At 38.8% G+C, this 13602-nt stretch carries 12 protein-coding genes, 1 tRNA gene and 1 rRNA gene; all 14 read right to left on the reverse strand.

Features of this window, described 5'->3' with window-relative positions; genetic code table 11:
* Nucleotides 1-71: 71 nt before the first annotated feature.
* The 14 genes from MLC52_RS10065 to MLC52_RS10130 all read right to left on the reverse strand — a co-directional run bounded on the left by MLC52_RS10065 (nucleotide 72) and on the right by MLC52_RS10130 (nucleotide 13594).
* Nucleotides 72-147 (reverse strand) — tRNA-Ala (locus MLC52_RS10065).
* Between the two features lie 141 nt (nucleotides 148-288).
* Nucleotides 289-1809 (reverse strand): 16S ribosomal RNA (locus MLC52_RS10070).
* A 488-nt stretch (nucleotides 1810-2297) separates the two neighbouring features.
* Nucleotides 2298-4886, reverse strand: a complete 2589-nt coding sequence (locus MLC52_RS10075) for a M14 family zinc carboxypeptidase (RefSeq protein WP_346389576.1) — start codon at nucleotides 4884-4886, stop codon at nucleotides 2298-2300.
* 32 nt (nucleotides 4887-4918) lie between these two features.
* A complete protein-coding gene (locus tag MLC52_RS10080) occupies nucleotides 4919-5833 on the reverse strand; it encodes an ATP-grasp domain-containing protein (RefSeq protein WP_151899618.1) in 915 nt (304 codons plus the stop codon).
* 9 nt (nucleotides 5834-5842) lie between these two features.
* Nucleotides 5843-6946: a M20 family metallopeptidase gene (locus MLC52_RS10085; RefSeq protein ID WP_434580285.1), complete on the reverse strand. Its 1104-nt coding sequence runs from the start codon at nucleotides 6944-6946 to the stop codon at nucleotides 5843-5845.
* 146 nt (nucleotides 6947-7092) lie between these two features.
* On the reverse strand, nucleotides 7093-7452 hold the full coding sequence (gene rplS, locus MLC52_RS10090; protein ID WP_151899616.1) for a 50S ribosomal protein L19: 360 nt from the start codon (nucleotides 7450-7452) through the stop codon (nucleotides 7093-7095).
* 133 nt (nucleotides 7453-7585) lie between these two features.
* A complete protein-coding gene (gene trmD, locus MLC52_RS10095; protein WP_434580289.1) occupies nucleotides 7586-8287 on the reverse strand; it encodes a tRNA (guanosine(37)-N1)-methyltransferase TrmD in 702 nt (233 codons plus the stop codon).
* Nucleotides 8288-8803 (reverse strand): ribosome maturation factor RimM, encoded by a 516-nt coding sequence (gene rimM, locus MLC52_RS10100; RefSeq protein WP_230973295.1) that lies wholly within the window; start codon nucleotides 8801-8803, stop codon nucleotides 8288-8290.
* A 13-nt stretch (nucleotides 8804-8816) separates the two neighbouring features.
* Nucleotides 8817-9053, reverse strand: coding sequence for a KH domain-containing protein (locus tag MLC52_RS10105; RefSeq protein ID WP_151899613.1), 237 nt, complete (start codon nucleotides 9051-9053; stop codon nucleotides 8817-8819).
* A 2-nt stretch (nucleotides 9054-9055) separates the two neighbouring features.
* Complete coding sequence (rpsP, locus tag MLC52_RS10110) at nucleotides 9056-9277, reverse strand: 30S ribosomal protein S16 (protein ID WP_151899612.1); 222 nt, start codon at nucleotides 9275-9277, stop codon at nucleotides 9056-9058.
* A 270-nt stretch (nucleotides 9278-9547) separates the two neighbouring features.
* Nucleotides 9548-10903, reverse strand: a complete 1356-nt coding sequence (gene ffh, locus MLC52_RS10115) for a signal recognition particle protein (protein WP_418640658.1) — start codon at nucleotides 10901-10903, stop codon at nucleotides 9548-9550.
* 59 nt (nucleotides 10904-10962) lie between these two features.
* Nucleotides 10963-11697, reverse strand: a complete 735-nt coding sequence (locus MLC52_RS10120; RefSeq protein WP_151899610.1) for a pseudouridine synthase family protein — start codon at nucleotides 11695-11697, stop codon at nucleotides 10963-10965.
* A 14-nt stretch (nucleotides 11698-11711) separates the two neighbouring features.
* Nucleotides 11712-12878, reverse strand: coding sequence for a lipid IV(A) 3-deoxy-D-manno-octulosonic acid transferase (gene waaA / locus MLC52_RS10125; RefSeq protein ID WP_346389581.1), 1167 nt, complete (start codon nucleotides 12876-12878; stop codon nucleotides 11712-11714).
* 2 nt (nucleotides 12879-12880) lie between these two features.
* Nucleotides 12881-13594 (reverse strand): zinc ribbon domain-containing protein, encoded by a 714-nt coding sequence (locus MLC52_RS10130; RefSeq protein ID WP_346389582.1) that lies wholly within the window; start codon nucleotides 13592-13594, stop codon nucleotides 12881-12883.
* Nucleotides 13595-13602 lie beyond the last annotated feature (8 nt).

Consider the following 13602-nt stretch of genomic DNA (forward strand, 5'->3'; position numbering starts at 1 on the left):
GTTGTGCTTGAAAAATCTGCGTAGCGTACTTTTGTACGTAAGTAGATTTTTCAAGTGCAAATTCTCAAAAATGGTGGAGAATAGCGGGATCGAACCGCTGACCTCCTGCGTGCAAGGCAGGCGCTCTCCCAGCTGAGCTAATTCCCCATTTTATAATCGTAATTCAAATGAACACAGATCACTGAAAACTAAGCAAGTAAGTAACTTTTGAAACAACCAATAAACTATTTCTCGTGTGAGATTTTCTTGTGTTGAGCCACTCAATCGAATGAGTGCTCTTTACTCTAGAAAGGAGGTGATCCAACCGCAGGTTCTCCTACGGTTACCTTGTTACGACTTCACCCCAGTCGCTAATTCCACCGTAAGCGGTAGCCCCCCGAAGGTTGGCTTCCCGATTTCGGGTGAAATCAACTCCCATGGTGTGACGGGCGGTGAGTACAAGACCCGGGAACGTATTCACCGTAGCATTGCTGATCTACGATTACTAGTGATTCCAGCTTCATGGAGTCGAGTTGCAGACTCCAATCCGAACTGAGAGACGCTTTAAGTGATTAGCTCCACCTCGCGGTATCGCAACACTCTGTACGCCCCATTGTAGCACGTGTGTAGCCCTAGCCATAAGGGCCATGATGACTTGACGTCGTCCTCACCTTCCTCCTCCTTACGAAGGCAGTCTCCTTAGAGTGCTCAGCTTAACCTGCTAGCAACTAAGGACGAGGGTTGCGCTCGTTGCGGGACTTAACCCAACATCTCACGACACGAGCTGACGACAGCCGTGCAGCACCTGTTTTCAAGCTCCCAAAAGGGCACCCCGCCATCTCTGGCAGGTTCTCTCAATGTCAAGGCTAGGTAAGGTTCTTCGCGTATCTTCGAATTAAACCACATGCTCCACCACTTGTGCGGGTCCCCGTCTATTCCTTTGAGTTTTAATCTTGCGACCGTACTCCCCAGGCGGTTCACTTAATCTGTTAAGTGCATCACCGCCCTGACTAGCAGAGCGACGACTAGTGAACATCGTTTAGGGCGTGGACTACCAGGGTATCTAATCCTGTTTGCTCCCCACGCTTTCACGCCTTAGCGTCAGTTATGTTCCAGGAGATCGCCTTCGCTTTCGGTATTCCTAGTGATATCTACGGATTTTACCCCTACACCACTAATTCCATCTCCCCCTCCCATACTCTAGGTCGGCAGTTTCAAATGCAGTTCTACAGTTAAGCTGTAGGATTTCACATCTGACTTGCCAACCCGCCTACGCGTCCTTTACGCCCAGTGATTCCGAATAACGCTTGCACCCTCCGTATTACCGCGGCTGCTGGCACGGAGTTAGCCGGTGCTTATTCATATGCTACCGTCATTTTCTTGACATATAAAAGGAGTTTACACACCGAAATGCGTCATCCTCCACGCGGCGTTGCTGCATCAGGGTTTCCCCCATTGTGCAATATTCCTCACTGCTGCCTCCCGTAGGAGTCTGGTCCGTGTCTCAGTACCAGTGTGGCGGATCATCCTCTCAAACCCGCTACCCGTCATAGCCTTGGTAGTCTCTTACACTACCAACTAGCTGATGGGATATAGACCGATCCCTTGGCGGAATCCATTTCCCGACTTATCTTGTGATAAGAAGGAGTATCCGGTATTAATCATCGTTTCCAATGGCTATCCCGGTCCAAGGGGCACATTATCTATATATTACTCACCCGTGCGCCACTCGTCAGCATAGTAGCAAGCTACCATCTGTTACCGTTCGACTTGCATGTGTTAAGCACGCCGCCAGCGTTCATTCTGAGCCAGGATCAAACTCTCCATAATTGTTATTACAGAAAGATAAGTAAACTTATTACTGATCTTTTGCCCAAGATTATTAAATCATTGGCTTTGTTATTTTAAGTCTTAATAAAACTGCTTAAGGTTCTATTACTAGACTGTTGTATGTTCTGTGCCATTTCAAGCACAGAATAATAGTTATCTATTACTATTAAGGGAACCATACAGGCAAGCCTGTATGGATTTCAAAATAGAATAGACGGTTGTTGTTTATTAGTTATTTCTAAGTAATTTATCTCTTTAACTCTAAAGCTAAAAAGTCTCTTACTTGCTTAGTTTTCAATGATCTCAAACATTTTTAAAAGCTTCTACTCGAAGTCTCTTCAGGCCTTTTAAATCAGGTCTCTCTGTTTGTGGATGGGAATTATAGGGGAGTATTGCTTAGAGACTGCTTAATGTTTGGTGGGTTTTTTAAAAAGTTTTTGAAGTTTTTTATTTGTTACTTTTTATAGAAGTTTGACTCAAACAAACTTCTAACTGTTTACTTCAATATATACAGGTTCAGAAAAATTTGGAACATCATCATATGAAAATACTGCATAATATTTATGAACATTCAAATCACCAAAATTATCATACGTATAATTATCACTGCCGCCATAGAGTTTTTGTCCATCATAAGGAGAGCATGGAACCTTGAATCTGTTTTTTACAACAATCACACCTCTGTAGCCATCGTCTTCAGGACTTTCCCACTGCAGTTTTATTATTCCGTTTTCCATACTTGCCCGTAAGTTCTCTACCTGTTTTGGCGGATTTTTCCTTTTACGGATGTAATCCAGAGTTAAAACCGGTTTATCTATTTTTTTATTGTCTATCCAGTTTACATCAGCATTTTTGGACATCTCAGTTTCTGATGAAGCGGAAATTACAAAAAAGGCTTTCTTCTTTTCTTTTGCCAACTCAAGCATTTCCTGAATTGCATATGTATCAAAAACAAATCTCTGTTTTGAAGATCTCTTGATCTCTGTAATACTTACGTCATATCCGATTCTCTCAATAATGTTTCGGTTTTTTATCTTCTCATAGGTAATTTCACCTGTAATCGGTTCCACCAGTTCTATATGAAAACGTAAATTATTCTCTTTTGCATTCACCTGATATGCCTGTAAATCTATATACGCATCAGATACTACGGTATTTTCCATATCCGGTAAATTCAATAAATCAAATTCAATGCATGCATATTTCAGGTTGCCACTTGCGTCATATCCGGATTTAAGCGCATTATCTTTTATATTGTCATGATTGACTGTAAACTCATAAGAAGATTGAATATCCAGTTTTGCTTCATGTATGGTATACGAAATATCAAGCTTTGGTCTGTAGGTTAATCCTCCACTGAATTTTCCATATCCGATATCCCACTGCATCAACTGAGAAGACCTGTCAAGCGGCAAAGAGGTCGGTCCTTGCATTCTAAAATATGCTTCTCGTCTTTTTAAAGCTTTTTCAAGAACTTTTATTTCCTGTTCTGCAAATTGATATTCTCTCCATATACCCTGAGCCAATTGATGTGAAGAGGTTGGTCGATCTATATAAGAAAGCATTTTTGCATTTTTTATATCATCAAAACTGTCTATTTTGTCTATTGTACGCTCATCCATCTGTCCAACCCGCCACTGACCATAGCGCTCAACCTGTACAGCAACCCGGTTCATCGGATAAAATGAAATTTTTGCTGCTGTAATAATCGCATTTTCCGGAATTGTCATTAAGGAAAATCCACACACTCCGTAACACTCCCCTTTTTGTTCTGAAATTCCGACAAACAGAGAATTGTTCCCAAAATGATCTTTGTTCTTTTGTGTCTTTTCTCCGACATATCCTATTTTGCTTGCAATGGGATATAAAATTTTGGAAAACATATTTTCAGCCGGTTTTGTTCTTACCGCAACAAGCTGAGCATAAGGTGATTTAATTGACTTGTCCTTGCAGACCGCACGAATATAATAATAATAATTTGTCGAACTCTTTAAATTGGAATCTGTAAAACTTTTCATTTTTGTCATGGCAATTCGATTGGAGGCCTGCGCAAACCCTTTGAGTTTTGTTGAACGATAAATTTCAAAATAAATTGTTTCGTCTTCTATATACTCCCAGCTAAGTTCTACCTCTTTTGCCCCAATGCCTGTTGCCACAAAATTTTCAACACGTTGTAAATTGTTTTCTTTTTTGTAATTGTTTACTTCGGAGAGAGCCATAATCAAAGCTGGAATATTTTCCTGGATATTCTCACTCATATTCTCAATATAGTCACTGATGTTTCTCGTTCCGACTTCTGCTACTAGCGAAAGGATTCCCTGAGAATAGTAAAACTCGCGTCCGCTTCCTGAAATGAGATGCACAGGCGGTTTTCCCATATGAATGCCGTATTCACGAGAAGACTCTTTTCTTATTTCTTCTGCCATATTTCCCGCCAGAAGATTCAAGTCAACAGCATCCTCCGCATCTTCATGAATAAAATTGTGTGCAGGAAAAAATACATTGCCCTGAGAATGGTAGTCCAAAGCAATTGTAATATTTTTGCGTTCGAGTATAAAATCTCTAATGGCTGCGGTTTCCGGTTCACTGAACGGTTTCGGACCAGAGTAGACATTCGAAGTATAATTTTTGTTCGGGGTAAAACCTACACTGAAATTTCTGTTTAAATCAACACCATAACTTCCGTCAGGATTTTTTCTCCGATTTTTTCTCCAAAAAGAAAAATGGTTTCTTGAGTATTCGAAACCATCCGGATTTGCACAGGGGACCATATAGAGTGTTGTATTGTCCAATATTTTGTTAAGTTGTGGTTCATAATCAATATGTTCTAAAATATATTTTGCAAAAGCAAGAGAAAGTTCTATTCCAATCCATTCTCTTGCATGAATTGTACCTGTGTAAAAAAGTGCAGGTTTTTTCAGATGTGCCTCTACATTTTTAGTAATTGAGACAGCAATGATATCTCTGCTTTCCCATGTTTGTCCTATTGTTTCTACTTTAACAAGATTTGGATGTCTCTTTTGAGCAGAATTAAAAAAATTTATACATTCATCATATGAACTATATTGTTGTCTCAAGCCATTGCCTTCATTTTTTTGAAATGATACTCTTACTTCGTTTTTCTGTCAATTAAATCCACAATTAAATCAATTTTTTTGTCATTAAAGTTTAATCCCATTTTTTCCTGTTCAGGAGTAGCAAAAGCGGGAATACCGTTTACTTCCAAAACAATATACTCTTCTTTTTCTCTGTCATAAATAATATCTACGCCACCAATATCCACACCTGTTGCTTTGCATGCTTTTTTTGCAATACTGACAACTTCGTCATTTGCTTCACGTACAAAAACACTGCCGCCGCTTGTCACATTTGTACGCCAGTCAGTTCCGCTGGCTTTTCTTCCGTAACACGAAACAAATTCTCCGTCAACAATATCAACTCTGAAATCCGTATTGTCATAATCAATAAATTTTTCTACATAAAAATAGCGCAGATCCATCTGATTTAAAAAAGGCATAAGCATATCCAGGCTTGCTTCATTCTCGATTTTGGTAAGTCCCACACCACCCCAGCCATCAGTAGGCTTGTAGACCATTTTGTCCCATTTTTTAATGATTTTTTTAAGTTCATGCCCATCATCCCGATGACACAGCTTATAATCAGCTGTTTTCACACCGCTGTTTCTCAGAACAAACGAGGTCTGAAACTTATCTTCTGTCAAAGCAAAAGACTCATAAGAGTTAATCATCGGAATAATTCGGTTTAATGCCTGATACAGGTACATTTGATACTGTGTCTGTTCCCCTGCATTATAGGAAAAAAACAGATCCAGTGTATCAAGTTTTTCTCCATGATACTCTTTTCCGTGATAGAGTATATGCGCATTTTTTGCAATCGCATGACGCAAATTAATATCGTTTAATACTTCAATGTTTCTTTCTTTGAGTTTTTTAATTATTTTTTTTGCTATTTTATCTCCGCCGCCATTCTTGTATAACCACATGCCGATTTTTCTTTTTTTCATTGACATCCCCTAAAATTTTAAATTTTTTATAAAATACCCAAAGAGCTTTCTGCTCATCTCTATGCGACGGACAAAACTCTCCTTGCTCGCCCGCTCTTTTACTGTATGATCTCCGTCACCAAACGGTCCGAAACCATCAAGTGTCACAACACCACATGCGCTGACAATATTTGCATCACTCACACCGCCTCTTTCTTCTGCGGATATCTGCTGTTGTGTAATCTTTTCTATTTTTTTAAGTAGAGCGATTGAATCCTCTGTTGTCTGCATCACATCTCTTTGTATACCACCGCTTAATGTTGCTTTTACGCCATCAACAACAGAGGTTTGCACAATCTTTTCTATGGCTTTCAACACTCTCTCTTTCTCAGCAGAATATTTGTATCTCAATTCAAAAACCAATTGTGCCTGCGGAGAGACAGTGTTTGCCCCTATTCCCCCCATAATTTTTCCGACATTAACGGTTGTACCTTTGTCCAGGTCTGTCAACTGCACAAGTTTTTGCAGCTTGTATGCAAGTTCTAAATTTGCATCACAGCCCTCACTGTAATGATTGCCTGCATGGGCTGCTTTGCCCTCTATGTCAACAAAGAAAGTTCCTACACCTTTTCGTCCGGTTACAAGTTCCAAATGCGCACCCGCCGCTTCATACACAAAACAATACGCATACTCTTTGGCAAGTTCAGCAGTCAGATATTTGGAATCATCACTCCCAGTCTCTTCATCACTGACCAAAAGAATATCAATATTTTGAATTTTCACGCCTTTACATGTAAGCTGGCGCAGTGCTTCAAGCAGTACAATATTGCCGCCTTTCATATCACATACACCCGGCCCGTATACCCAGGTGTCATCTTCTGTAAAATATTCAAATTTTCCGGGAGGAAAAACCGTGTCAATATGTCCGAGCAAAAGTAATTTTGGAGAATTCTTTACATGTAAAGACTTGTAATAACGATGATCACCGACATTGTTGCGTTTGTAAATGACAGTTTCAAAACCCAATGCCCCAAACCATTCATCAAAAATTTCACCGACAAGGTTCACACCTTCTGTGTTTTTTGTATAGGAATTTATTTCTACGACCTTTTTTAAGTCTGCTATGTAGTTCATTGTTATCCAAATAATGTCTATTTTTATTGATTATACTATGAATTTCTTATTTATGCTAAAAAGTTAGATTAATTTTTACGGAGTTTAAAAAATATGTGTAATGTGGGAATGTTATAAAATATGAAGAAGGCAAGAGCCTAGAAGAATTATTTTCTTCTAAGTTCTTTAATACGGGCTTTTTTACCGGCAAGTGCACGAAGATAAAAAAGTTTCGCACGACGAACACGACCGCGACGAATCACTTTAATTTCATTGATTGAGTCAGAATAAACTGGGAAAATTCTCTCAATACCAACACCGTTAGCACCGATTTTACGTACTGTAATAGTTTGCCCTGTTCCCTGACCACGCTTAGCTATACAAACACCCTCGTAGTTTTGTACACGAGTTTTGTCACCTTCTTTAATTGTTACTGCTAAATTTACAGTATCCCCGGCACGAAAATCTGGAATATTTTTCTCAGCAGTTTGTGCTTTTTCAAAGTTTTCAATATACTTATTTCTCATAAGACTAGATCCTTAATTTATTTCATAAATGAAGGAAACCCTCCATTTGATTTATAACGAGAATGGAAATAATTCCTTTCTCTACGTTAACACTTTGTTTTTCTCGGCGAAAAGCCCATCGCACTGGTGCGATTTAGCGTAATCGTTCTTCCGATTTGTGCTTTAATAGCTGTTCTGGTCTAAAGAATTTGGTCTTTGCTTCAGACAAGGCTAATTTTAGTGAGCGAATTTTACTATGATTTCCCTTTAAGTATTCTGATGGAACACTTAAACCTTCATAGTTTTGTGGTTTTGAAAATGACGGTGCTTCCAAAAGCGGCGTTTCAAAGCTCTCAATCTCCAAAGACTGGGCATTTCCGAGAACACCTTCTTTGTTTCTGCTTATGGCATCACAAAGTACCAGTGAGGCCAGTTCGCCTCCGGTCAGAATATAGTCACCGATTGAAAATACTTCATCCGCATATTTTTCAATAACTCTTTCATCTATTCCCTCATATCTTCCACTCACAAAAGCTATATGGGTTTTCTTTGCCAAACGCTTTGCATCATTCTGTACAAAAGGTTTGGCAACCGGAGTCAAAAAAATGATATGAACATTTTCATCTTTATTTTTCAAATCATCCAGTGCATCAAAAAGCGGCTGTGGATTCATTACCATTCCCGCACCGCCGCCTACTGCCGTATCATCAACTTTAGAGTGTTTGTTCTTTGAGTAATCCCGAGGATTCAAATAGTCTATCTTTATGATATCCTTCTCAATGGCCCGTTTCAAAATCGAATCTTTAAAATAGCCTTCAATCAGAGCAGAAAAAAGAGTAACAAAAGTAAAGCGCATTCAAGAAGCTTCCAGGATATCAACAGCACCACTGAGTGTGATGCGTTTGTTCTCAATGTCAACTTCCACTTTAAACGGTTCAATAAAAGGAACCAAAAAGCTCTTGGCCAAACCGCTTTCGACTAAACTTGCATCCGTAACAATACTTAAATAATTGGTAGTATTGAATCTCTCTATCTCTTTTACTCTGCCAAGACATTTGCCATCTTCATAGACTTCACAATCTTCTAAATCAAACCAGAAATACTCACCCTCTTCCAAATGGCAGTTTTTTCTTGTCTCTTCGTAGGTGGTAAAAAGTTTTGCATTTGTAAACTTTTTGGCATCTTCAGGATTTGCAATGCTGTTAATGCGAACCAATCCACGATTCAAATCAACATCACTTAAAGTAATGCGCTCACTTTTATTGATTAAAAAAGTGGCTCCCTTAACAAACTGTTCAGGAAAATCACACTTAAGATGCAATTTCATATCTCCATGAATGCCGACAGTTTTACCAATCGTTGCTATATGCAACAACTTTTCTTTACTAGACTGCTTCGACATTGATACGGTAACTCACACCATCTTTTGCTTTACATCCGGAAATCACAGTTTTAATAGCACCAATCATCTTACCGCTTTTTCCTATTAATTTCCCTATATCTGCCTGGTTTGCGTAGAGAACTATTTCTGTTATTTCATCGCCCTCTTGAACTTCAACTCTGATATCATCGGGGTGTGATGCTATCAGTCTTGCAAATTGTGCGACAAAATCAGCAATCATAATTAACGACCAGTGATCTTTTTCACACGATCACTCATCTGAGCACCGACACCCAACCAGTAATCAACTCTTTCATTGTCAACTTTCAGCTCTTTTGTCATTGGATTGTAATATCCGATAAGTTCTATCCAACCGCCATCTCTACGTTTACGGCTGTCTGTTACCGCGATACGGTAAAATGGTCTTTTCTTTCTTCCCATACGAGTAAGTCTAATTACTGTCATTTTGTTTCCTGTTTTTTTATTTACCTGTTACCGGTTACATGTATACATATTGAGAGTTTATTACTATAAATGCTAAGTTTTTTTGGGAAGGTATAAATGCAGAAGAGTCTTTTTTCTCTTAAATAATTTTGCTTCCCTCTTACCATCTCTATAGTTGGATGTACACATGTAACCGGTAAACAGGCTACAAATCTTTTTATCACAGAGGTATTGTTTAAAAAGATTTATTTGAAATGGAATTATATCCACTTTTTTCTTAAATTACAATCTCTATCTTGGTAGGCCACCCATACCTCCTGGTCCGCCTGCCTGACCCATCATCGACTGAAGCTGCTTCATACCGTTTTTGCCGGAAAATTTCTTTGCCATTTTCCCTGCATTTTTAAACTGCTTGATCATTCTGTTTATTTCAACGATATCAAGGCCGCACCCTTTTGCAATTCTTTGCTTTCTTGAGTTATTTAACAGGTCGGGGTTTTCTCGCTCTTTTTTTGTCATTGAAGCAACCATGGCTTTGATATTTTTAAGCTCTCCGGAGTTTTCAAAATCAAAATCCTTAATCGCTTTGGACATATTGCCCATGCCCGGAATCATTCCTATGATAGAACTCATGCTTCCCATTTTTTTCATCTGTTCCATCTGTTCTAAAAAATCATTAAAGTTAAATTTGCCTTTTTGAATTTTTTTTGTCAGTTTTTTCGCCTGTTTTTCATCAATAACATTCGTTACTTTTTCCGCAAGTCCTTCTACATCACCAAAACCCATCAGACGGTTGACAATACGCTCCGGTAAAAAGACTTCCAAATCTTCCATTTTTTCACCCAGACCGATAAAACGAAGCGGTACCTGTACCTGAGATGAAAGACCCAAAGCAACACCGCCCTTTGCATCTCCGTCGTACTTGGAAAGAATTACGCCGTCAATCCCGATTTTTTCTTTAAAACTCGTTGCTGTGCGTACGGCATCCTGCCCTGTCAAAGAGTCTGCCACATAAAAGATTTCATCAGGATTTGCCGCTTTTTTTACATTTTCAAGCTCATCCATAAGTTCTTCATCAATAGCCAGACGACCGGCCGTATCTATAAGCACAACATCAAAAATCTTGGAATCAGCATACTCTAATGCAGACTGTACAACATCTACAGGATTTTTTGTTGCTTCATCTTCATACAATTCAACTTCAATTTGTGCGGTAATCTGGCGTAATTGTTCTACCGCGGCAAGACGTTGCAAGTCAGCTGCAACAACAAGTACTTTTTTGCCTTTGTTTTTAAGATAATTTGCAAGCTTACCGGTTGTAGTTGTTTTACCAGACCCCTGCAGTCCTGTCATCAAAATCACAGTCGGAGGGTTGGGAGCAAAGACGAATCCTCGGTTGCCGCCTACATCTAAGAGTTCGTTGAGAGTTTCACGTAAGGCTTCAAGAAACTGGTCTTTGCCTATCCCTTTTTCTTTTGTACGCAGTTGTACTTTTTGAATCAGTTCTTTGACGACTTTATGGTTGACATCCGCTTTTAAAAGATTTTTTTTCAGTTCATTGAGTGCTTTGGAGAGTGCCTTGTCATCATCGTGAAAACGAATCTTTTTTATTGCATTTGTAAACGAATCTGTTAAAGTACCGAACATGAAAACACCTCTTTTATTCTATATAAATTTTTTCGAAATTGTAACTAAGTTTTTCTTAATTATTCAAATGTAACAAAGCTTTTGGGCTCTTTTGCCACAAACTCCATTCCAAGAAGTCTGACTTTATGGGCATGGAGCATCACGCGTTTTGCACGACGCCCGCCATACTGCTCGTCACCGACTATAGGATGGTCAATATAACGTGCATGGACTCTTATCTGATGTGTGCGCCCATTGTGAATAATACATTTGACTTTTGTTTTTTTGGCACTGACAATATCAGGAAAAAACTCCGTTCTCGCCGGTTTTCCTTTTGGAGAAACATTTGAGTAGGCTTTGTTGTTTTTTTTCTGTGTAGTAATTGCTTTGTCTACTTCAATCGGCTCGGTCATTATTCCCTCAACCCAGGCGATATACTCTTTGTAGACTTTGTCATCACGAAACTCTTTGATAGCACGCTGACGAAATTCCTCATTTTTTACAAGCATTAAAACACCGCTTGTTTCGCGGTCGAGTCTGTGCAACAGTACCGCCGGTTTAAATTGACGCTCTATCTCGTCCGAGTTTACATGTGCCGGCTTATCGACTACAACAATGTCATCATTTTCAAAAATAGGCTTAACGTGTTCTACTTTTTCTACTCTGAATATCGTTCGCTCATCAATTTCACCACGGGCAATCATCACTTTTTTGTTGCCGACATACACAAGTCCTCTGTCTATCATAGACTTTGCATTGGAATTGGAAATTCCCTCTTGCTGTGCCAATAATTTATACGCTTTTTCTGTTGCCATTTTACCAGCTCCTTTTAATTTTTTAATATTTTTTGAACCACGGGTTCCAGGTTTATCTGCTCTTCTACCATTGAAGGCGGCAACTCCTTTGTCATCTCAAGTGCATCGGCTATTTCATCCGGCTCAACATACTGCACGTGATGGACATATTTAAACAACTCTTTTTGGTGAAAAAAATGCTTTCCTGTAATTATTTTACATCCGAAATAAGCCGGTTCGAGCGGATTGTGCCCACCGACATCATTTTTAAAAGCACCCCCTAATATGGCTATGTCGCTGATGGCATAAATATTGTTGAGTTCACCCATCATATCGACTAAAATCAAATCACCTGCAAAACTCTTTCCTTCTGAAAAACGGGAAACAGTGGCATTATTTTGCCTGCCGTATCGTTCCATTAAGCTATATACCTCTGCAAAACGTTCCGGATGACGGGGAACAATTACAAGTTTTGCCTCTTTGCTCTTTTCATAGGCAAAAAATGCCTCTAAAATGCTTTGTTCCTCACCAGGATGGGTACTTCCAGCTACAATTACTTCCGCATCGGGCTTTTCGTATTCTTTTGTTTTTTTGATTTCACCTGCCAATTTTATATTGCCAATCACTTCAATGTGTTTTGCACCCAAGGCCAAAAATCTGTTTTTGTCACTTTCGCTTTGAGCATAGACCATATCTACATTCTCTAAAAGTTTTTTATAAAACCAGGCAAACTTCATATATTTTTTGACACTTTTATCTGAAATTCTGGCATTAAGCAAAATAACTTCTGCACCGCGTGAACGCGCTATGCTAAAGAGCAGATACCAAAATTCTGCCTCAAGTACAATAAGCTTTTTCTGCGGTTTGACCCAAAACGGCAGATACATTTCATACGGAAGATAACGTACCTCTGCATTATATTTTTTTGCTTCATTGTGTCCGGTTTGTGTAATCGTTGTCACAAGTATCTTTTTATTTGCCAATAGATCCAGAAGCGGTTTAAGGGCTCTGGCTTCACCTAAAGAGCAGACATGAAACCAAATTGCATTTGTACTGCGAAACGGAGGGTTCTTAAAAAGAAAAAAACGTGCAGGAATTGATTCTTTGTATTTTTTTTTAAAAGCAAGCAATATCAAAAGAGGCAATGCTGTTATAAACAGCATTACACTCAGTACATAATAGAAAAGGAAAAACGGCTTCAAGCCTACTCTTCGTTAACTTTCACATAAAGGATGCGTCCGCAGTGGGGACATGTAGTGATATCTTCACCTTTTATGACATCAGCATAAACCTTATCGCCTATTATCATATGGCATCCCATACATGCCTGTTCTTCAACAGGAACCACTGTTGTGTTTTTTGCCCAACGACGGATTTTTTGATAAAAAGCAAGCCCTTTTTGATTGATATCTGACAAAAGAGTCTCTTTTCTTTTGAAAACCTCTTGTCTCTCTTTGTGTATTTTTTCAAGTTTTGTATCTACATCAGCTTTTACACTTTCCAAATTTGCATTTAACTCTTCCAGAGCATTTTTTGCAGCTTCAATCTGCTCTTTTTTTGCTTCAATGATTTTTTCAAGTCTTTGAATCTCTTCATTTGCAAATGTGACCTGCTCTTTGGCAATCTCTTCTTCAAGCTGCAGCGATTTCATCTCACGTTCTGTTTTTACTTCAGAGCTTTTTTTTACATTCTCTTCAAGTTTTTGTGAAAGTTCCGAGAGATGCAGTTCGTTTTTTGCTTTTTTAACTTCTTCGTCTTTGATTTCATTCGTTAAATTTTCAATATCTGACTCTATGCTCTTTGTTTTTGCAAGAGCCGCTTCATAATTTGCATTTGCTTCTTCAATCTGAGGTTCAAATGCGTCTATCTCTTTATCTATAATTGACAGATCGATTAATTGTTTTAAGTGCTTGTTCATTGGGATCC

It is taken from the genome of Sulfurimonas sp. NW15, from assembly GCF_051132285.1.
Classification (GTDB): domain Bacteria; phylum Campylobacterota; class Campylobacteria; order Campylobacterales; family Sulfurimonadaceae; genus Sulfurimonas; species Sulfurimonas hydrogeniphila.

Coding starts and splice junctions, on each gene's coding strand:
- MLC52_RS10080 (WP_151899618.1), bottom strand. CDS start 5,833: ATGAAAAAAAGAAAAATCGGCATGTGGTTATACAAGAATGGCGGCGGA.
- MLC52_RS10085 (WP_434580285.1), bottom strand. CDS start 6,946: ATGAACTACATAGCAGACTTAAAAAAGGTCGTAGAAATAAATTCCTAT.
- rplS (WP_151899616.1), bottom strand. CDS start 7,452: ATGAGAAATAAGTATATTGAAAACTTTGAAAAAGCACAAACTGCTGAG.
- trmD (WP_434580289.1), bottom strand. CDS start 8,287: ATGCGCTTTACTTTTGTTACTCTTTTTTCTGCTCTGATTGAAGGCTAT.
- MLC52_RS10105 (WP_151899613.1), bottom strand. CDS start 9,053: ATGATTGCTGATTTTGTCGCACAATTTGCAAGACTGATAGCATCACAC.
- rpsP (WP_151899612.1), bottom strand. CDS start 9,277: ATGACAGTAATTAGACTTACTCGTATGGGAAGAAAGAAAAGACCATTT.
- ffh (WP_418640658.1), bottom strand. CDS start 10,903: ATGTTCGGTACTTTAACAGATTCGTTTACAAATGCAATAAAAAAGATT.
- MLC52_RS10120 (WP_151899610.1), bottom strand. CDS start 11,697: ATGGCAACAGAAAAAGCGTATAAATTATTGGCACAGCAAGAGGGAATT.
- MLC52_RS10130 (WP_346389582.1), bottom strand. CDS start 13,594: ATGAACAAGCACTTAAAACAATTAATCGATCTGTCAATTATAGATAAA.